At 63.4% G+C, this 19,686-nt stretch carries 19 protein-coding genes; 14 read left to right on the plus strand and 5 right to left on the minus strand.

Annotated elements, in window-relative coordinates; all coding sequences use genetic code 11:
- Nucleotide 1: 1 nt before the first annotated feature.
- Nucleotides 2–271, minus strand: a complete 270-nt coding sequence (locus HNR55_RS13465; protein WP_166116201.1) for a type II toxin-antitoxin system CcdA family antitoxin — start codon at nucleotides 269–271, stop codon at nucleotides 2–4.
- A gap of 173 nt (nucleotides 272–444) precedes the next feature.
- Between HNR55_RS13465 and HNR55_RS13470 the strand changes: the two genes are divergently transcribed.
- Both HNR55_RS13470 and HNR55_RS13475 read left to right on the plus strand, forming a co-directional pair.
- Entirely contained in the window at nucleotides 445–2,442 is a 1,998-nt protein-coding gene (locus HNR55_RS13470) for a conjugal transfer protein TraG (protein ID WP_166116202.1), read from the plus strand.
- Between the two features lie 7 nt (nucleotides 2,443–2,449).
- The gene (locus tag HNR55_RS13475; RefSeq protein ID WP_166116275.1) at nucleotides 2,450–2,878 is read left to right on the plus strand and encodes a ribbon-helix-helix protein, CopG family; all 429 of its coding nucleotides are present in this window, start codon (nucleotides 2,450–2,452) and stop codon (nucleotides 2,876–2,878) included.
- A 33-nt stretch (nucleotides 2,879–2,911) separates the two neighbouring features.
- On the opposite strand, the gene HNR55_RS13480 is transcribed toward HNR55_RS13475, so the two are convergent.
- Nucleotides 2,912–3,967 (minus strand): aldo/keto reductase, encoded by a 1,056-nt coding sequence (locus tag HNR55_RS13480; RefSeq protein ID WP_166116204.1) that lies wholly within the window; start codon nucleotides 3,965–3,967, stop codon nucleotides 2,912–2,914.
- 179 nt (nucleotides 3,968–4,146) lie between these two features.
- Between HNR55_RS13480 and HNR55_RS17040 the strand changes: the two genes are divergently transcribed.
- The 12 genes from HNR55_RS17040 (at nucleotide 4,147) to HNR55_RS13535 (ending at nucleotide 14,580) form a co-directional block, all read left to right on the plus strand.
- On the plus strand, nucleotides 4,147–4,707 hold the full coding sequence (locus HNR55_RS17040) for an AraC family transcriptional regulator (protein ID WP_242005600.1): 561 nt from the start codon (nucleotides 4,147–4,149) through the stop codon (nucleotides 4,705–4,707).
- Nucleotides 4,708–4,790: 83 nt separating this feature from the next.
- Nucleotides 4,791–5,069 (plus strand): helix-turn-helix domain-containing protein, encoded by a 279-nt coding sequence (locus HNR55_RS17045; protein WP_242005601.1) that lies wholly within the window; start codon nucleotides 4,791–4,793, stop codon nucleotides 5,067–5,069.
- A gap of 182 nt (nucleotides 5,070–5,251) precedes the next feature.
- The gene (gene trbB / locus HNR55_RS13490; protein WP_166116206.1) at nucleotides 5,252–6,229 is read left to right on the plus strand and encodes a P-type conjugative transfer ATPase TrbB; all 978 of its coding nucleotides are present in this window, start codon (nucleotides 5,252–5,254) and stop codon (nucleotides 6,227–6,229) included.
- Nucleotides 6,226–6,558, plus strand: coding sequence for a TrbC/VirB2 family protein (locus HNR55_RS13495; RefSeq protein ID WP_166116208.1), 333 nt, complete (start codon nucleotides 6,226–6,228; stop codon nucleotides 6,556–6,558). Before trbB ends, HNR55_RS13495 begins: the two co-directional genes overlap by 4 nt.
- On the plus strand, nucleotides 6,558–6,833 hold the full coding sequence (locus HNR55_RS13500) for a VirB3 family type IV secretion system protein (protein ID WP_166116210.1): 276 nt from the start codon (nucleotides 6,558–6,560) through the stop codon (nucleotides 6,831–6,833). The genes HNR55_RS13495 and HNR55_RS13500 overlap by 1 nt, the downstream gene beginning before the upstream one ends.
- Before the next feature lie 13 nt (nucleotides 6,834–6,846).
- The gene (gene trbE, locus HNR55_RS13505; protein WP_166116212.1) at nucleotides 6,847–9,288 is read left to right on the plus strand and encodes a conjugal transfer protein TrbE; all 2,442 of its coding nucleotides are present in this window, start codon (nucleotides 6,847–6,849) and stop codon (nucleotides 9,286–9,288) included.
- Nucleotides 9,285–10,022: a P-type conjugative transfer protein TrbJ gene (trbJ, locus tag HNR55_RS13510; protein ID WP_166116214.1), complete on the plus strand. Its 738-nt coding sequence runs from the start codon at nucleotides 9,285–9,287 to the stop codon at nucleotides 10,020–10,022. Before trbE ends, trbJ begins: the two co-directional genes overlap by 4 nt.
- Before the next feature lie 5 nt (nucleotides 10,023–10,027).
- Nucleotides 10,028–11,497, plus strand: coding sequence for a P-type conjugative transfer protein TrbL (trbL, locus tag HNR55_RS13515; RefSeq protein ID WP_166116216.1), 1,470 nt, complete (start codon nucleotides 10,028–10,030; stop codon nucleotides 11,495–11,497).
- Between the two features lie 5 nt (nucleotides 11,498–11,502).
- Nucleotides 11,503–12,186 carry a conjugal transfer protein TrbF gene (trbF, locus tag HNR55_RS13520; protein ID WP_166116217.1) on the plus strand — a complete coding sequence of 228 codons (684 nt, stop codon included), beginning with the start codon at nucleotides 11,503–11,505 and terminating at the stop codon, nucleotides 12,184–12,186.
- Entirely contained in the window at nucleotides 12,183–13,184 is a 1,002-nt protein-coding gene (gene trbG, locus HNR55_RS13525; RefSeq protein WP_166116219.1) for a P-type conjugative transfer protein TrbG, read from the plus strand. Before trbF ends, trbG begins: the two co-directional genes overlap by 4 nt.
- Complete coding sequence (locus HNR55_RS13530; RefSeq protein WP_166116221.1) at nucleotides 13,181–14,362, plus strand: TrbI/VirB10 family protein; 1,182 nt, start codon at nucleotides 13,181–13,183, stop codon at nucleotides 14,360–14,362. Before trbG ends, HNR55_RS13530 begins: the two co-directional genes overlap by 4 nt.
- On the plus strand, nucleotides 14,359–14,580 hold the full coding sequence (locus HNR55_RS13535; RefSeq protein WP_166116223.1) for a DUF2274 domain-containing protein: 222 nt from the start codon (nucleotides 14,359–14,361) through the stop codon (nucleotides 14,578–14,580). Before HNR55_RS13530 ends, HNR55_RS13535 begins: the two co-directional genes overlap by 4 nt.
- Before the next feature lie 2 nt (nucleotides 14,581–14,582).
- On the opposite strand, the gene HNR55_RS13540 is transcribed toward HNR55_RS13535, so the two are convergent.
- The 3 genes from HNR55_RS13540 to HNR55_RS13550 are packed head-to-tail and all read right to left on the minus strand — an operon-like array spanning nucleotide 14,583 to nucleotide 19,636.
- A complete protein-coding gene (locus tag HNR55_RS13540) occupies nucleotides 14,583–15,497 on the minus strand; it encodes a LysR family transcriptional regulator (protein ID WP_166116225.1) in 915 nt (304 codons plus the stop codon).
- Nucleotides 15,498–15,503: 6 nt separating this feature from the next.
- Nucleotides 15,504–18,569 (minus strand): efflux RND transporter permease subunit, encoded by a 3,066-nt coding sequence (locus HNR55_RS13545; protein ID WP_166116227.1) that lies wholly within the window; start codon nucleotides 18,567–18,569, stop codon nucleotides 15,504–15,506.
- Nucleotides 18,566–19,636, minus strand: coding sequence for an efflux RND transporter periplasmic adaptor subunit (locus HNR55_RS13550; protein WP_264814053.1), 1,071 nt, complete (start codon nucleotides 19,634–19,636; stop codon nucleotides 18,566–18,568). Before HNR55_RS13550 ends, HNR55_RS13545 begins: the two co-directional genes overlap by 4 nt.
- Between the last annotated feature and the right edge of the window lie 50 nt (nucleotides 19,637–19,686).

Raw genomic sequence — 19,686 nt, forward strand, 5'->3', positions numbered from 1 at the left:
ATCAGAGCGTCGAGAATTCGTCGCTCAGGAAGCCGTGCCGCGTGTGCAGATCGTTCACCGCGTCGATCACGCTGTCGAGCTTGCGCTGTTCGTCCTCGCGCTGCTGACGCGCGGATTGCAGGTAGTCGCCCAGCAGCGTCTCGACCGTCGCCGAGAGATTGGGTGTCACTTCCCGGACCTGCGCCAGCAGATCGGTGTTGAGCGACAGGTTGACCGGGCGGCGGGGCGCATTCCGGTCATAGGAAACGCCGAGGCTGGTGCGGCTGGGCATGATCCGACTCCTTATGCGCATATCGTGCGCATGAGATGAGGATGCCGACGCCAGACCGCAACGCGCAAGTATTTTTTCGCTCCTGCCCGCTCCTGTACGACGGCCTCCAATTCGCGCTTGCACGCTGGAAAATCACGGTTCTTCGCTGTCTTCCATGGCAAGGGGAGGGATCGATGGACCAGCCAGGAACACGTATCCAGTGGGGGCAGGCGCTCGTGGTCCTGTCCATGATCGTGCTGTCCTGGTGGACGGCGACACAATGGACGGCCTGGGAGCTGGCGTTCCAACCGGAACTCGGCCGACCGTGGTTTATGGTCCTGCACCGCTGGCCGCTCTACACCCCGCCACTGTTTTTCTGGTGGTGGTACGAGTTCGACGCCTATGCCCCGGCGGTGTTCGCCCGTGGGGCGTGGATCGCGGGCTCCGGTGGGGTTCTGGCTTTTGCAGCCGCCGTGGCGCTGTCCGTCCATCGCGCCCGCGAGGCAAAGCGGGCCGCGACCTATGGCTCCGCTCGCTGGGCCGAGGACGCGGAAATCCGTGCGGCGGGGCTGCTGGGCGAGGATGGCGTGGTGCTGGGCAAATATCGCGGCAGCTATCTCCGGCATGATGGCCCCGAGCATGCTCTGATCTTCGCGCCGACGCGCACCGGCAAGGGGGTGGGTATGGTGATCCCCACACTCCTGACATGGCCGGGGTCCGCCATTATCCACGACATCAAGGGCGAAAACTGGCAGATCACCGCAGGTTTCCGGAATCGCTTCGGGCGGGTGCTGCTGTTCGATCCCACCAATCCGGCCTCCTCGGCCTACAACCCGCTGCTGGAGGTGCGGCGCGGGGCGTCGGAGGTTCGCGACGTGCAGAACATCGCCGACATTCTGGTCGATCCCGAGGGATCGCTGGAACGGCGCAATCATTGGGAGAAAACCTCCCATGCGCTGTTGGTGGGCGCGATCCTGCACGTGCTGTATGCCGAGGATGACAAAACGCTCGCCGGGGTGGCGAAATTCCTCTCCGACCCAAAGCGATCGATCGAGGCGACCCTGTCCGCCATGATGCGCACGAACCATCTGGACGGGAAGGGGCCGCATCCCGTCGTGGCCTCGGCGGCGCGGGAACTGCTGAATAAGTCCGACAACGAGCGCTCCGGCGTGTTGTCCACTGCCATGTCGTTTCTTGGCCTCTACCGTGATCCGGTGGTGGCGACGGTGACCAGTCGCTGCGAATGGCGCATCGGCGACCTGCTGGAAGGCAACCAGCCCGTCTCCCTGTATTTCGTCATCCCGCCGTCGGATATCAGCCGCACCAAGCCGCTGATCCGCCTGATCCTCAATCAGATTGGGAGGCGGCTGACGGAGGATCTGTCTGGCCGGGCGGGGCGGCGTCGCCTGCTGCTGATGCTCGACGAGTTTCCCGCCCTTGGCCGTCTGGATTTTTTCGAGAGCGCTCTGGCGTTCATGGCGGGCTACGGGATCAAGGCGTTCCTGATCGCCCAGAGCCTCAACCAGATCGACAAGGCATACGGTCAGAACAACAGCATCCTGGACAATTGTCACGTCAGGGTCAGTTTCGCGACCAACGATGAGCGCACCGCGAAGCGCGTGTCCGATGGTCTGGGTGTGGCCACCGAGATCCGGTCGCAGAAGAACTATGCCGGGCACCGGCTGTCGCCCTGGCTGGGGCATCTCATGGTCTCGCGTCAGGAGAGCGCGCGGCCCCTCATGACGGTGGGGGAGGTCATGCAGCTTCCGGCGCGGGATGAGGTGGTCATGGTGGCGGGCTGTCCACCCATCCGGGCACGGAAGGCGCGGTATTTCCGGGACCAGCGTTTTGTCGAGCGCATCCTGCCGCCACCCGATCCGGCACAATTGCCACGGCCCATCAGGCCCGATGGCTGGAGTGGTCGCCCACCTCCTGCCACCCCGCCGCCGGAGAACACGTCGGCGGCGGAACCTGACAAGGCCGACGACGCCGATAGTGATGAATCCCTCGGCACGGGACAGAAATGGTCGCGCGAGCATGATCCGGCGGATGTCGGCAAACACAGGAAGCGCACAGGCCCCGCCCTCTTTGGCGAGGAACTGCCACCTGACATGGAAGCACGGGATCGCGCCGACCTGACACGGATCGCCCGGCAGGCCGGGCTCGACCGTGGCAACGATCTCGGGCTGTGAGGGCGTGATGAGAACATCCCCGAAGAAGGCGCGGCTGTCGGTCTATCTGGAACCAAAGCTGCTGGATGCCCTGACCGCCCATGCGGCGAGGCGCGATCTGTCTCTGTCTCTTGTGGCGGAGGCCGCCATTACATCCTTCCTGTCGCCCGATGCCGATGAGCGGCGGGAAGCGGCAATGAGCCGCAGGCTGGATCGTCTCGATCGGCAGGTCGCCCGCATGGAGCGCGATCTCGGGATCAGCCTTGAGACGCTGGCCCTGTTCATCCGCTACTGGATGACGGTCAGCCCGCCCTTGCCGGAGCCGGCGGCCGCAGCTGCGCGGGCGCAAGGGTCGGAACGGTATGAGGCGTTCGTCGCCGCCCTTGGGCGGCGACTCAGTCGGGGGCCATTTTTCCGGCAGGAGATCCCGGACGACCTTCGGTCTGAGGCCGACTAGGGGCTTCCCTGCGTCGGTCGGCCCCTCCGTGTACTACGATGTCTTCGGCAACTCTCCTGCCTTGGCGCCAGCGCGATAACCGCTTTGCCGTTCGATCATCCAGCCCGGATATTCCGGGGGCAGGGCGCTGATCGCGTCCAGCGTCGTCAGATCCTCGGGCGACAGCGTGACAGTGGTGGCTGCGATATTGTCCTGCAACTGGTCTGGACGTTTTGCCCCGATGATGACGCTGGTGACCACCTTGCGGTGCAGCAGCCAGGCGATGGCGATTTGTGCCACGCTGCGTCCGTGCGCCTCGGCGATGGGGCGCATGGCGTCGATGACGGCGAAGGCGCGGTCGCGGTTGACCGGCGGGAAGTCGAAGCTGGCGCGACGGCCGTCGCCGGAGACGGAACTGCCGTCGCGAAGATATTTGCCCGACAGCAAGCCGCCCGCCAGCGGGCTCCAGACCATCAGCCCGACCTGCTCCTCGGCCAGCATCGGCGCGATCTCGCGCTCCAGGTCGCGGCCGGCGATGGTGTAATAGGCCTGCAGCGAGCGGATCATCGCCAGGTTCCGGCGCTCGGCGATACCCAGCGCCTTGCTGATCTGCCAGGCCGCCCAGTTGGAGACGCCGACGTAGCGGACGGTGCCAGAGCGGACCAACGTATCCAGCGCCTCCATTGTTTCCTCGATCGGGGTGAGAGGATCGACGCCATGGATCTGGTAGAGATCGATATGGTCGAGTTGCAGCCGTTTCAGGCTGGCATGGCATTGCGCGATGATATGGGCGCGTGACGCGCCGCGGGCATTCGGACCGTCGCCCATCGGCCCCAGCACCTTGGTTGCAACCACGACGTCGTCGCGTACCACGCCGAGATTGCGCAGGGCCTGACCGGTGATCTGTTCCGATAATCCGGTGGAATAGACGTTGGCGGTGTCGATGAAGTTGATCCCGGCATCGAGTGCGGCGCGGACCAGGCCATCGGCGCTCTCCTGCGCGAGACCGCCGATTTGTTCCCAGATGCCCCCTTGACCGCCGAAGGTCATGGTGCCGAGGCAGAGTTCCGAAACCAGGAGGCCGGTACGGCCGAGTGGATTGTATTTCATGGTATGAAATCTCCGCAAAAAAGACGGACCGCGTGATGCGGTGTGGCGGCATAGTGCCGCCGGGGAGGGGCCTCGCGGTAGGAAGATCCCATCGCGTTCTTGCATGATGCTATCAGAAGTAGACACCGCATCTTGTGCGCCGTCATCCACAAGAGCAGTTTGATAGCGGAGGATCATGAATGTCCGCGATCGATCACCTGCGCAATCTTATCGGGCGCCATGCAGCCGGGCGACGCACACTGACCGCCGTGCCCGGCCTCATGCTGTTCCGCTCCGAAGGTCGGTCGGTGCCGCTGAACTGCATCTACCGCTCCCGGCTTTACCTGATCGTCCAGGGCAGCAAGCGGGTCGAGCTTGGACAGCACGCCTTTACCTATGACGACAGCCATTACCTGATCACGACGGTCGATCTGCCGGTCAGCAGCGCGGTGATCAAGGCCAGTCCGCACCGGCCCTATCTGGCGCTCAGTATCGATTTCGATCCGGCCGTGCTGGCGGACCTGCTGCTGTCCGTGCCCGTCGGCGGGGACAGAGGGGTAGCGGATGAAGCCGGTCTGGCCGTCGCATCGCTGGACGAGGCGTTGCTGGATTCCGTCCGCCGTCTTGTAGCGCTGCTGGATACGCCAGGCGATATAGCGGTTCTTGCCCCGCTGGTGCGGCAGGAAATCTATTACCGCCTGCTGACCGGCGCCCGCTGGGCGTTCGGCTTCGGGCGATCGCGGTGGCGGACAGCCACCTGACCCGGATTGCCCGGGTCATGGCCTGGATGCGGACGCATTATGCCGAGGAGTTCGGGATCGACGATCTGGCGCGCCTCGCCGGTATGAGCGCGCCTTCGCTGTTTCGGCATTTCAAGGCGGTGGCGCTGATGAGCCCGATGCAGTACCGGACCTGCATCCGGCTGCAGGAGGCGCGGCGGCGTCTGGTGGCGGACGGGGATGACGCGGCGGAAGCCGGTTTTGCCGTCGGGTATGACAGCCCTTCCCAGTTCAGCCGCGATTACCGGCGCATGTTCGGTGTGCCCCCGGCCCGTGATGCCGCCCGGTTGCGGGGGGACTCCATGCTCCTTGCGCAGGAGGTCGAGGAAGAACGCCTCTCCTGAACGTGTCTGTCGGGCTTCGTCCGCCGATTTCGACAAACCGTCAGGAACAAGTAAAAACCGCATCCGTTACGATCCTGTACGATCGCAGGAAAATGCTGTTGAAAACGGGAGAAAACAGCACTCTCTAATAATCCCCGTCGTCGTCCGGAAAGGCTGGATGACCCAAACGGATGGGGATTCCCATGGCGGCTACGCCAATTGCACGTGGCGCCCGACAGCGTGGCATGTCCATGCTGCGCACGGCGATGGGACCGGCGATCGCAGCGCACCTTGCCGATCCGGCTGTGGTCGAGGTGATGCTCAACCCCGACGGGCGGCTGTGGATCGACCGCCTGTCCGAAGGACTGTCCGACACGGGCGACGCCATCACCCCCGCCGATGCCGAGCGGATCGTGCGCCTGGTGGCCCACCATATCGGGGCGGAAGTGCATGAAGCGGCTCCGCGCGTGTCGGCGGAACTGCCAACTGGCGAACGTTTCGAAGGGCTATTGCCTCCAGTAGTGACCGCCCCGAGTTTCGCAATCCGCAAACCGGCCGTCGCCGTGTTCACCCTCGACGATTATGTCGCTGCCGGGATCATGGCAGATGCCCAGGCGGTGTTTCTGCGCCGCGCTGTTGCCGAGAGAAAGAACATTCTGGTCGCGGGTGGAACCAGTACGGGCAAGACCACGCTGGTCAACGCGCTGCTGGCCGAGGTGGCGAAAACCGGCGACCGGGTCGTCCTGATCGAGGATACGCGCGAACTGCAATGCGCGGCACCCAACCTCGTGTCCCTGCGCACAAGGGACGGCATCGTGACCCTGTCCGAACTGGTGCGCTCCGCGCTACGCCTGCGGCCTGACCGTATTCCGATCGGCGAGGTGCGCGGCCCCGAGGCGCTGGACCTGCTCAAGGCGTGGGGCACCGGCCATCCCGGCGGCATCGGCACGCTGCATGCCGGCAGCGCCATCGGTGCCCTGCACCGCATGGAGCAACTGATCCAGGAGATCGTCGTCACGGTGCCCCGCCCGCTGATCGCCGAGACGATCGACGTGATCGCCGTCCTCTCCGGGCGCGGCAATGCCCGCCGGCTGTCCGAACTCGCCACCGTGGACGGGCTCGATCCCGCTGCTGGCGCCTATCGCATTCATTCAATCCATACCGATGGAGATTCCAAATGAACCTCACGCTGTTCCGCGTGCGTCGGCACGCGCCTGTCGTCTCTGCCATGCTGCTGCTTTCCATCGCATGGTGCTCCTCGGCCCTGGCGTCCGGGTCGGACATGCCGTGGGAAACGCCCCTGAACGAGATCCTGCAATCCGTGCAGGGGCCGGTGGCCAAGATCGTCTCGGTGATCATCATCACGGTCACGGGTCTGACCCTGGCCTTCGGGGAGTCCTCGGGCGGATTCCGCCGCCTGATACAGATTGTCTTCGGTCTGTCCATCGCTTTTGCCGCCAGCTCGTTCTTCTTGTCGTTCTTCTCCTTCTCTGGCGGAGCGCTGATCTGATGGCGGGATACGACGATGATGCGGTGCCGGGATTTCATGTCCCGGTGCATCGCTCGCTGACCGACCCGATCCTGCTGGGCGGCGCACCCCGTGCCGTGGCCATCGCCAATGGCACGCTGGCGGCGGCGATCGCGCTGGGCCTGCGCCTCTGGCTGATCGGGGCCGCGTTCTGGATCGTGGGCCATACTCTGGCGGTCTGGGGTGCGAAGCGCGATCCGTTGTTCATCGAGGTGGGACGGCGGCATCTTCGCTACCCCGCCTGGCTCCGGGCGTAGGGAGGGCAGGGCCATGATGTCCCTTGGCGAATATCGCAACTGTGCAGCCCTCCTGTCCGACTTCCTGCCCTGGGCCGCGCTCGTGGAACAGGGTGTGGTCCTGAACAAGGACGGTTCCTTCCAGCGCACGGCAAAAATTCGTGGCCCTGATCTGGACAGCGCCACACCGGCCGAACTGGTAGGTGTGACCGGGCGGCTGAACAATGCGCTCCGTCGTCTTGGTTCCGGCTGGGCCGTATTCGTCGAGGCTCAGCGCGTGCCAGCGACACTCTACCCCGAGAGCGATTTCCCCGATGCCGCTAGCCAGATGGTCGATCTGGAACGCCGGGAGCAGTTCGAGGATGAGGGAGCGCATTTCGAGAGCCGGTATTTCCTGACCCTGGTCTGGTTGCCGCCTGCGGAATCATCAGGCCGTGCCGAACGTTTTCTCTATGAGGGCAGGGAGCGCGAGGGGGCGGACCCACACGGCATCCTGAACGCATTTATCGATCGCAGCGATCGGCTTCTGGCCCTACTGGACGGGTTCATGCCCGAGGCCGTCTGGCTGGATGACGGCGAAACGCTCACCTATCTGCATTCCACCATTTCGACCCGTAACCAGCGCGTCAGGGTGCCGGAGATTCCCATGCATCTGGACGCCCTGCTGGTGGATCAGCCTCTGGCGGGCGGTCTGGAGCCGAAACTTGGTGATGCCTACCTGAAAACCCTGACCATCACGGGTTTCCCCAGCCGGACCTTTCCCGGAATCCTCGACGACCTGAACCGTCTGGCCATGCCCTACCGCTGGTCCACCCGTGCCATCCTGCTCGACAAGACGGATGCGACGAAGGTGCTGACGAAAATCCGTCGGCAGTGGTTTGCAAAGCGCAAGAGTATTGCGGCCATTGTCCGGGAAGTCATGACCAACGAGGCTTCGGTCCTCGTGGACAACGATGCCGCCAATAAGGCGGCCGACGCCGATCTGGCCTTGCAATCTCTCGGGGCGGACGATGTCGGGCAGGCGTACATTACAGCCACGGTTACGGTCTGGGATGGCAGTGCCAGCATTGCGGCGGAAAAACTACGGCTCGTGGAAAAGATCATCCAGGGCCGCGATTTCACTTGCATGGCGGAAAGCCTCAACGCCGTGGAGGCATGGCTCGGGAGCCTGCCGGGCCACATTTACGCCAATGTCCGCCAGCCCCCGGTTTCGACCCTGAACCTTGCCCATATGATCCCGCTGTCAGCGGTATGGGCCGGGCCGGAGCAGGACGGGCATTTCAAGGCTCCGCCGCTGTTCTACGGAAAAACGGCGGGGGCGACACCGTTTCGGTTCTCCCTGCATGTCGGGGATGTTGGTCACACGTTGATCGCCGGGCCGACCGGTGCGGGCAAATCTGTCTTGCTGGCGCTGATGGCGCTCCAGTTCCGCCGCTACGTGGGCTCGCAGGTTTTCGCTTTCGATTTTGGTGGTTCCATGCGCGCGGCGACGCTGGCGATGGGTGGCGACTGGCACGATCTCGGTGGCGGTCTGACCGAAGATGATGCCGCCGGAGAACAGGGTGGTAGTGTATCGCTCCAGCCGCTGGCCGAGATCGATGATCCCGACGAGCGAAAATGGGCCAGTGAATGGCTGGGGCAGATCCTTGTCGGCGAGGGGGTCACGCTGACCTCCGAGGTGAAGTCTCACCTCTGGTCGGCCCTGAATTCCCTCGCGTCGTCGCCCGACCATGAACGCACGATCTCCGGTCTTGTAGCACTCCTCCAGTCTAATGCCCTGAAGCAGGCTCTGACCCCATACTGCCTCGGTGGTCCTTATGGCCGGTTGCTCGACGCCGAAGCCGAGCGGCTGGGGGATACCGATGTGATGGTGTTCGAAACCGAGGGGCTGATCGGTTCCGGCGCGGCGTCATCGGTTCTCTCGTATCTCTTCCACCGCATTGAGGGCCGTCTGGACGGTCGTTCGACCCTGCTGGTCATCGATGAGGGGTGGCTGGTCCTGGATGACGGGGATTTCGCCGGACAACTCCGGGAATGGCTGAAAACCCTGCGCAAGAAAAATGCGTCAGTGATTTTCGCAACGCAAAGCCTGTCAGACATCGCCAACTCGCCGATCGCGCCAGCGGTGGTGGAAAGCTGCCTCACGCGGATCTTCCTCCCCAACGAGCGCGCCATTGAGCCACAGATCATGGCGCTCTATCGGCATTTCGGTCTGAATGACCGGCAGATCGCCATCATTGCCCGCGCGGCGTCGAAGCGGGAATATTACTGCCAGACCCAGCGCGGCAACCGCCTGTTCGAACTGGGCCTCGGCCCCGTCGCTCTGGCGTTGTGTGCCGCGTCCGGCAAAGACGATCATCGATTGATCGATAGCGTGCTGGCGGAACACGGGCGGGATGGTTTCCTGCCCGCATGGTTTGAGGCGCGTGGTGTCACGTGGGCGGCGGATCTTCTGCGGGAAGGGGACGTGCCGTGAGATATCGTCTGATTCCTGCCGTAGTGGTCATTGCTTTTACGGTTTCATCTTCTCCACCTGCCCACGCGCAATGGGCGGTGTATGACGGCGCGAACCACGTCGAGAATGTGCTGATCGCAGCCCGGACGCTCCAGCAGATCGACAACCAGATCACGTCGCTGGCCAATGAGGCCCAGATGCTGGTCAATCAGGGGCGCAATCTGGCGAGCCTGCCCTTGTCAACATTGGGCACGTTGCAATCAACAATTTCCCAGACCACGGCGCTGCTCGCTCAGGCGCAGAACATCGCCTACAGCGTCCAGTCCGTCGAGCAGCAATACCAGCAGGCATACACGTCCGTCTCCTCGGGCATGTCCGACAGCGCCCTGTTCAGCCAGGCTCAGACCCGCTGGCAGAATTCCGTCGGCGGGTTCGAGGATGCGCTGAAATTGCAGGCCCGCGTGGTTGGGAACATCCCCAGCGACGGTTCGGCCATGACGCAACTGGTCTCGGCCAGCCAGACCTCCACCGGGGCGTTACAGGCAGCCCAGGCCGGCAACCAGCTTCTGGCCCTGCAATCGCGGCAACTGTCCGACATCCAGGCCGAACTGGCCGCCAACGGTCGCGCTACGGCCCTGCAACAGGCGCGCGAGGCCGCGACGGAAGCGGAAAGTGACGTGCAGTATCAGCATTTCTCGCTGCACGACGCCTATGTGCCGGGAACGGTGTCTATGTTCGGCAGCGGCGGGAACTGACGGTCATGGCCAGCAATGATGTCGGCGTTATCGACACTTTCCTGAACACCTTCACGACCACGATCGACAGCGGCTTCGGTCTGCTGAAAGGAAATGTGGTTTCGCTGGCGGGATCGCTGTCTGTGCTGGATATCGCACTGGCCGGACTGTTCTGGGCGTGGGCGGCGGATGAGGACATCATCCAGCGTCTGGTGAAGAAGACACTGTATATCGGGTTCTTCGCGTTCCTGATCAACAATTTTGACCATCTTGCGAAGGTGGTGTTCGACAGTTTCGCCGCCATGGGTCTCAGGGCCGGAGGTGGCAGTCTGGCACTGTCGGATTTCCTCCGTCCCGGCCGACTGGCCGCGACCGGGTTCGATGCGGCCCAGCCGCTGCTGGAGTCCGTTCATAATCTTCTCGGTCCCGTCGCGTTTTTCAAAAACTTCATCCAGATCTTCGTGCTGTGCCTGTCCTGGCTGATCGTGCTGGCGGCGTTCTTCATTCTGGCCGTGCAGCTTTTCGTGGCCCTGATCGAGTTCAAGCTGACCAGCCTCGCCGGTTTCGTACTGATCCCCTTTGCCCTGTTCAACCGGACGGCCTTCCTGGCGGAGAAGGTGCTGGGCAATGTCGTGTCATCGGGGGTGAAGGTGATGGTGCTGGCGGTGATCTCCGTCATCGCCTCGGTGCTCTTCCGGCAATTCAACACCTCGTATGGCGATGCCGTGCCGACCATCGGTCAGGCGGTCTCTGTCGTGCTCGCCTCGGTATCGATCGTGGGCCTATCCATTTATGGCGGCAGCATCGCCAATGGTCTGATCTCCGGCGCGCCCCAGCTTGGCGCGGGCGCCGCTGTCGGCACCGGCATGGCTGTTGGAGCGATGGGCGCTGCTGCCGTGACCGCACCCGCCGCGATCGCATCTGGCGCGGGTGCCGCCCTCGGCGCGACGGCTGCTGCCGCACGGGGAGGGGCTGCGATCGCGGGGGCTGCCACAACGGCCTACAGCGCCGGAGCGGCTGGAGCAGGTGGTGCCGGAAGTGTGGCGGCCGGGATCGGCGGCATGGGCCGGGCGGCCGGTGGTGCTGCGGTGAACGCCGCGAAGGGCAAGGTCAGTGCGGCAGCCTCATCATTGAAGGAAAGCTATGCCGCCGGTGGCCGCTGGGCCGCGCGTGGAATGGGTGGGGGAAACGATGCCGGTGGTCCGGGTGGTGGAAATGGTGGCGGAAGCAGCGGCAGTTCCGGTCCGGGGGCATCAGGGCCAGGTGGGGATGGCAATCCCGGAGGTGGTGGCCCGGCGGGTGGTAGTCCGTCGGGTAACGGCCCCTCGGGAAGTGGCGATCCCCCCGGTTCCCCGCCCGACGGCGAGCCACCGCGCTGGGCAAGGAACATGAAGCGCCGTAACGCCGCGACCCATGCCGCCGAGGCCGCGCATGTCATCCGTTCTGTCGATGGCGGCGGCGGAAGTTCCAGTGTTGATATCTCGGAAAAGGAATAAACGCGATGTTCCGTCGCTCCACCAGCCGTTACGGGATCACGCCTGAACCGGTCACGCCCTATCAGAAGGCAGCGCAGGCGTGGGATGAACGGATCGGATCGGCCCGCGTGCAGGCCCGCAACTGGCGGCTGATGGCCTTTGGCTCCCTGTTCCTTTCGGCCGGGCTTGGGGCCGGGCTGGTCTGGCAGTCGGTGCGTGGCACCGTCGTGCCATGGGTGGTGCAGGTCGATCGGCTTGGCCAGGCGCAGGTCGTGGTTCCCGCAACGGCGGGCTACACACCGACCGATCCGCAGATCGCCTGGTATCTGGCGCAGTTTATCGGCGATGTTCGTGGCCTGTCATCGGATGCCGTGGTGGTCCAGCATAACTGGCTGCGCGCCTACGACTTCGCCACCATTTCGGGCGCGCAGGCGCTGAACGACTATGCCCGCCTTAACGATCCGTTTTCGCGGATCGGACGGGAGCAGGTCGAGGTGGACATCGCATCAGTGATCAGGGCTTCGCCCGGCAGCTTCCGTGTCGCCTGGACCGAGCGCCGTTACCGCGACGGCGCTTTTGTGGGCACGGAGCGATGGACGGCCATCGTCTCGGTCGTTCTGCGCACACCGCGCGACGCTGATCATCTGCGGAAAAATCCCCTTGGTATCTACGTCTCCGCCATCAACTGGTCGAAGGAACTCGGACAATGATCCGCATGGTCATGCGCGCCGTTCCACTGGCGCTGCTCACCCTGTCCGCCTGCGCGGGGCAGTATCATCCGCCCGTCATCCGTTACGATGACGCTGTTCAGGCCGTGCGCCTGCCGGACCCGCTGAAGCCCGTTCAGGTGGTCGAAGTCCCGAAGCCACTTCCCCTGCCGGGCCAGCTCAAGCCGCAGCCCTCACGACGCACGGTCCATCCGGCACCCGAAGTCGCCGATCCCGCAGCGCGCGTGACACAGGCCAATCTGGCGGCACGCATCCAGCCGACGCGGGCCGGGTTCATCAATGCCGTGCAGGTTTATCCCTATTCGCCCGGTGCCCTCTATCAGGTCTACACCTCGCCCGGTGAGATTACCGATATCATGCTCCAGAAGGGCGAGAAGCTGGTGGGCACCGGCCCGGTTGCTGCTGGGGATACGGTACGCTGGATCATCGGCGATACCGAAAGCGGGACGGCGGCCACGAAGCGTGTGCATATCCTGGTCAAGCCCACGCGCCCGGACCTGACCACCAACCTGATCGTCAATACCGACCGGCGGACCTATCTGACGGAACTGCGCTCCACACCCGCCACTTATATGGCGTCGGTGTCGTGGGAGTATCCCGAGGACGATCTGATTGCGTTGCATCATCAGGACGATGCGGCGGAGAATGAGGCGCCGGTGGATGTCGGGCTGGACCTGAACGCGCTGAATTTCCGCTACGCCATCCAGCCGCTGAAAGGCGGGACACCGCCCTGGCTGCCCAGCCGGGCTTTTGATGACGGGCGGAAGGTCTATATCGCCTTCCCGTCGGGGATCGGGCAGGGGGAACTGCCGCCGCTCTTTGTCCTGGGGGCGGATGGTGGCCCGGAACTGGTCAATTATCGTGTCCGGCAGAACTGGATGATCGTCGACCGCCTGTTCGCCGCCGCCGAATTACGCCTGGGTGACAAGTATTCTGAGCAGCGCGTGCGGATCGTGCGCACCGATGGACGGCGGACATGACCGGGCAGGCCCCGACAGCGGGAAGCCCCGCAGGTGCTGCGCCAGCGTCACCACCACCACCACCCGATCTGCGTCTGAGGGCTGATCGGCCGCGCGTGGTCCGTCTGTCGCGCACGGTGGTCTGGTCGCTGGGCGGGGTCGGCATGGTCGCGGTGGCCTTCGCGCTGGGCTATGCCCTTCAGGCCAGCCATCGGTTGCCATCGACGCCCGCTGCGCAGGACACTGATGTCCGTCCCTCGGCCGACGGGCTGGCGGGACTGCCGTCCGACTATGTCGGAAACGGCGTGCCGAAGCTGGGGTCGCCCCTGCCCGGTGATCTGGGCAGGCCGATCCTCAACGCGCAGCGGCAGGGACGTGCGGGGCCGGTTCCGGGCATGGGGGATCGTCGTGGCGACCAGGAGATCGAAGCCGCGCGCACCAGTAGGCTCTTCGCGCAGGTCGAGGTGCGGGAGGGGCGGAGCGCGCAGGCCGCGCCGGGCGCGGCAGCTTCCCAGGGGCTGACGGCCCCTTCGGCGGACGCACAGGCCGGCAATCGCGCCTTTCTGGCGGGCCAGCCGGACCGTGCGACCACCAGCCCCGACCGCATCATGCCGCCCGCGTCTCCCTATATCCTCCAGGCCGGAACCGTGATCGCGGGCGCGCTCAACACGAAGATCAGCTCCGATCTGCCGGGCCAGATCGAGGGCCATGTCACCCAGAACGTCTATGACAGCCCGACCGGGCGGTATCTCCTGATCCCGCAGGGCAGCACCCTGTTCGGGGCCTATAACAGCAGCGTCTCCTTCGGGCAGCAGCGCACGCAGGTCATCTGGACCCGGCTGATTTACCCGAACGGCGAGAGCCTGGTGCTGGAAAAACTGCCCGGTGGCGACGCCATCGGCCAGTCAGGCCTGTCCGATGAGGTGAACAATCACTGGGGCCAACTGTTCCGCGCAGCCCTTGTCACGACCCTGCTCAGTGTGGGTTCGGAAGCGGGCACGTCATGGAACGAGAACAACCTGATTCAGGCCATCCGTAGCGGCGCATCCAACGGATTTTCCATGGTCGGCAACCGGCTGATCGATCGCAGCCTCAACGTCCAGCCCACGCTGACCGACCGGCCGGGGCTGCCATTCACCGTCCTTGTCGGGCACGATCTGCTGCTCAAGCCCTATCGGGATCAGGGAGATATACGATGACGGACCTGAAAATCAGGGAACTTCCCGACGAGAAACCGGTCAGAATGACCGTGGCGTTACCTCCCGATATCCATCGCGACCTGCTTGCCTATGCAGCACTTCTTTCCGGTAGCGGCGAGGTAATGGATCCAGCCCGGCTGGTCGCACCCATGCTTCGGCAGTTCATGATGTCGGATAAAGGATTTGCCAGGGCACGGCGGCAGGCATCCGAAAAGTAGTCTCACGGTCGATGAGATTCGAGATGCCGGGCGAAGGTTTGGGCGCAGGGATTTTCATTGTCGGGCCGCCAGACGATCCCGAATTCCAGATGGGAGGAACCACCCGCGTCATGGATTTCCATGATCGCGACGTCATGGCCGTGCTGGTCGCGGATCAGCGGCAGCCACGATGCGGGAAGCAGGGCGATGCCTTCCTTGTTCTGGACGAGTGCGACGATTCTGTTGCTGCCAATATCATGCCGCCGGATCTTTGGACGGCTGTCTGTCTCTCCGAGCTTGCGCTGGATGAGCGTCTCGAAGTCCTGACCCGCGTTGTCGCGCCCGATCAGGAATGTTTCATGACGCAGTTCTTGCCACGAGATTTCCCGTCGTGTCGCCAGAGGGTGATCGGTGGGAAGGGCGGCCACGATGCGGTCGCTCCACAGAGGCGTAACCTGCAAGGCCGGCACCAGATTGCGGCGTGTGACGACCGCAAAATCGATCTGTCCGCGCTGGAGCCGGCGCAGCAGCCTCTTGCCTGTACCCTCGGAATAGCGAAAGACGATATCGGGGTGAGCGGCGCGGAAGTCCGCCGTGAAGGCCGAGAGTCTTCCCGGCAGGACACAGGTCTGGATGCCGATGGAGATCTGGCCGTTCTCACCCTTGCCCGTCCGCCGAGCGCGAGCGTTCATGCCCGCCACATTGTCCAGGATCGTCTGGCTCCAATGGATGAATTCCCGACCGAACGCAGTTGGTGCGGCACCGGCCGGTGAGCGGGTGAACAGCCTGACATTCAGTCGCTCTTCAAGGTTGTGCAGGGAGCGGCTGACGGCCGACTGCCGGGTGTTCAGGAAACGCGCCGCGCCATGGATACTGCCGTGCTGCGCGATCGCCCGCACGCACAGCAGTTGCCACAAATCGAATGGCGGGCGGCGCATGACCCGTCACACCGTCTTGCCACGGCGCGGCCTGATGACCGTGTAGACCGAGGGCAGCACGAACAGCGTCATGCTCGTGCCGACGATCATGCCGACGACGATCACCGTTCCCAGCCCGAAGCGGCTGTTCGCGCCCGCACCCGTAGCGATGACCAGGGGCGCAAGACCTACGACCATTGCCGCTGTGGTCATGATGATCGGTCGGAAACGGATGGCGGCGGCTGTCTCGATTGCAGTCCTGCGATCTACGTTGTCACGATGAAGGATCTCGTTTGCGAACTCGACCATCAGGATTCCATGCTTGCTGACCAGCCCGATCAGCGTAATGAGTCCGATTTCGGTATAGATATTTAGGGTCGTCACACCGAGGGCGAGTGGAATAAGGGCACCGAACACGGATAGCGGCACACTGACAAGGATGATGACAGGGTCTGTGAAGCTGTTGTACTGAACCGACAGGACGAGATAGATGGCAATCAGTGCGAAAAGGAATGCAAAAATCAGAGCGCTTCCTTCCTGTACATACTGTCGTGAATCAGACTGCCAGTCATAGCTGTAGCCGGGTGGGAACTCCGTCGCCTTTGCCTTCAGGAAGCTCACGGCGTCCCCCATCGTAACACCTTTGGCGAGAATGGCCTGAAACGTGGCCGAGTTCTGCTGGCCGAACTGGGGCAGGCGGTTGGGCTCGACATCGACGCGCACGCTGGCCAGGGCCGACAGCGGTACCTGATGGCCGTTCTGGTCGCGCATATAATAGGTCTTCAGCGCGTCCGGCGTCAGGCGGGACAGGGGAACGGCTTGCGGGATCACGTCATAAGACCGGCCATAATAGCCAAAGCGATTGACGTAGTTTTCCCCGATGAGCGTATTCAGCGCGTTGCCGATCCGTTCCATACGGATCCCGAGCGCATTGGCTTTGGTCCGATCGACCGTGACCCGGACAACCGGATTATCGAAGGCGAGGTCGCTATCGACCACGGCAAACAGACCGCTTTTAGTGGCTTCTTCCCGCAGGTGTGACATGACGCCGAAGACGTTGCGATAGCTGTCATCACTGCGGACGACCATCTGGACTGGCAGGCCGCCCGTTGAACCCGGCAGTGCCCCCATCTGGAACACGAAGACGCTGGTCCCCTGGATGGAAGCAACACGCTGTTGCAGGTCCATCTGGATCTGATCGGCGTTACGCTTCCGCTTGCCCCAGTCATCGAGATTGACACCGCCAACGCTGTTGGCGATCCCGTCAATGCCGTTCATCTGCCAATGGCTATGACCTTCCGGGATTTCAGACATCTTCTCGTAAAGTGTCTGGGCGTAGGTCTCGACATAATGGAGATTGGCATATTGCGGAGCCTTGACGGCCGTATAGACAATGTCCTGGTCCTCATTGGGTGCCAGTTCGCTCTGCGAGACATGCAGCATGGCCGGAATAAGGAGGAAGATTACCGCCGCCGTGCCGAGCGGAACCCAGCGATGCCGCAGCGAAAAGTCGAGCACGGTTTCATAGCGCGCAGTCATGAAGCCGAAGACACGCTCGGCCATCCGTTCCATGAAGCCTTCCTTCTCTTTCGCTTTGAGCAATTTTGCGCTCATGAGCGGCGACAGGGTGAGTGCGACGACACCGGAGACGATGACGGACCCGGCCAGCGTGAGCGCGAATTCCCGGAACAGCGTGCCCGTCAGTCCGCCCATGAAAGCGATCGGGGCGTAAACCGCTGTAAGTGTGAGGGTCATCGCGACAACAGGGCCTGCCACCTCACGCGCCCCGAGTAACGCGGCGTCGAAGGGGGATTTGCCCTCTTCGATATGGCGATGGACGTTCTCGATCACGACGATGGCGTCATCGACCACGAGCCCGATCGACAGCACCATCGCCAGCAGGGTGAGCAAATTCAGGCTGAACCCGAAGGTGTACATCAGTCCGACGGCGCCAAGCATCGAAAGGGGAATAGTGGCGATCGGCACGATCACCGCCCGCACGGTGCCGAGGGAGAGGTAGATCACCAGGATGACGATGAGCAGCGCCTCGATGAAGGTCTCGGTGACCTCGTCGATCGACGCCTGGATGAAATGCGCGGTCTCGTAAGGGACACGGACATCAATTCCCGGCGGGAGCGTCGCCTTGAGCTTCGGCATGATCTCGTTGAGACGCGAGATGATCGTCAGCGGGTTGCCTGTAGGTGACGGTTCCAGACCCACGAAGATCGAAGGACGTGGTGTTGGCTTGCCATTCGGCGGCCGAAGCGTGCTGGTCTGTGAACTGGTGTCCGTATTGTCCGGCCCCAGTTCTGCACGCCCGATGTCCCGCACCCGGATAACCCGGCCACCGGTCGAGCGCAGCACCATATCACGGAATTCCTCGACCGTTTTCAGATCCGTGTTGAGGTTGATATTGCTGATCGTATAAACGCCTCGGATCCGGCCGGGTGCTGCCTGGAAATTGTTCTCCCGGATGGCCTGCGCGACATCCTCGCCCGTCATGTCGTTGGCAGCCAGCTTCTCTGGGTCGAGCCAGAGGCGCATCGAAAGGCGCTGCTCTCCGAAATAACTGATCTCCGATACACCCTCTATGCCCGAGAGCATCGGTGCTGCGACCCGATGGATATAATCCGAGATTTCGTAGAGAGGCCGCGTCGTGCTGGCAAAACCGATATAGGCGACTGCGGTAAAGCCGCCCGATGTGCGTTTGATGACCGGGTCATACGCGCCTTCCGGCAGGCGGTATTTGACCGCGTTCACTTTGGACATCACGTCGGTCAGGGCGCGCATGGAATCATAATTCAGCATCATGCGCACCGTCACCACGCTGAGGCCCTGCGTCGTGGTGGAGGAAAGATAATCGATGCCCTCGACGGACGCGACGGCCTCGCTGATCGGCTGGGTCACGAAGCCCTGCATGAGGTCCGACGACGCGCCCGGATAGCGGGTCGAGATCAGGATCGTGGAGGTTTCGAGGGTTGGATATTGACGTGTTGCGATGGAATTGAAGCCCTTGATCCCGAAGAGAATAATCAGGATCGTCACGACGATCGCGAGCACCGGACGCCGAAGGAAGCGGTCTGTGAAGGTCATTGTGCCAGCTCCCGCAGGCCGGCCAGAGGCAGGACTTCCGGGATTTCGCGCACCTTCATACCGGTGACGAGGCGGTTCTGGCCGCTGGTGACGACGCGGTCATCCGGTTTCACCCCGTCGTCGATGACCACCCATCCGTTGCGGCGGTCGCCCGCGCGTACAGCCGTCGCGGTGACGATGGGACCATCGGTGGAGGGCTGCTCGACAAAAAGCGTCTCTCCGTAGGCGGTGTAGGTGACGGCGGTTTCCGGGACCACGAGATGTGGCGCCACCTTCGCGGCAATGGAGACATGGGCGTAGGTGCCCGGATGCAGGTCGGTCGGCGGCGCGTCGAGCAGGGCCTGGATGGAGAGCGTATGCGATCCGTCGATGCGCGGGTCGACGGTGGTGACCGTCGCGGTGAAATCCTGCCCCGGCGTCGTGTCGAACGCTAGGTGGACGGTCTGTCCGAGCTGCACGCTGGCGGCGTTCTCTTCGGCGAGAATGAAGTTGACCCGCATCCGTACGTAAGACGTCAGCGTGGCGATGGCATCACCCGGATTCAGATACTGGCCGAGATTGACTTGTCTGATCCCAACGGCGCCGTCGAAGGGCGCGCGGATATGCTTCTGGTCGATCACCGCCTGCACTCTGGCGACATTGCCCTTCGCGGCTTCGAAGCGCGCCGTGGCTGTTTCCAGATCCTCATGGCTCTCCACGCCGGTCCGGATGAGAGAACGGGCACGGGCCAGATCGGCCTCGGCCGCGCGCAATTCGCCGCTCTGGCGGATCAGCTCGCCCTGTTCCGGCGCGTCATTGAGGACCAGGAGCAACTGGCCTTTCCGGACAGTCGCCCCGGAATCGAAATCCAGTTCGGTGATCCGGCCGGCGATTTCAGGGGAGAGCGTTACCCCCTGAAACGGCTCGACCTGACCGATCGTCTCGATATGGGCCGCGAAAGGGACGGGTCTGACTTGCCAGACGGATACCGCCCTTGCCGGAGTGTCGGCAGCCCTGCCGGCGGCGGGCATGGACATCAGCACCGCGAGAGCGGTGGCATGGTGCCAGGGGACGAAGAAGCGTCGCACAGATATCTCCCGAAGTTATTATACGCGGATACACGTACCTAATGGGTTGA

The organism is Acetobacter lovaniensis (assembly GCF_014207635.1).
Classification (GTDB): Bacteria; Pseudomonadota; Alphaproteobacteria; order Acetobacterales; family Acetobacteraceae; genus Acetobacter; species Acetobacter lovaniensis.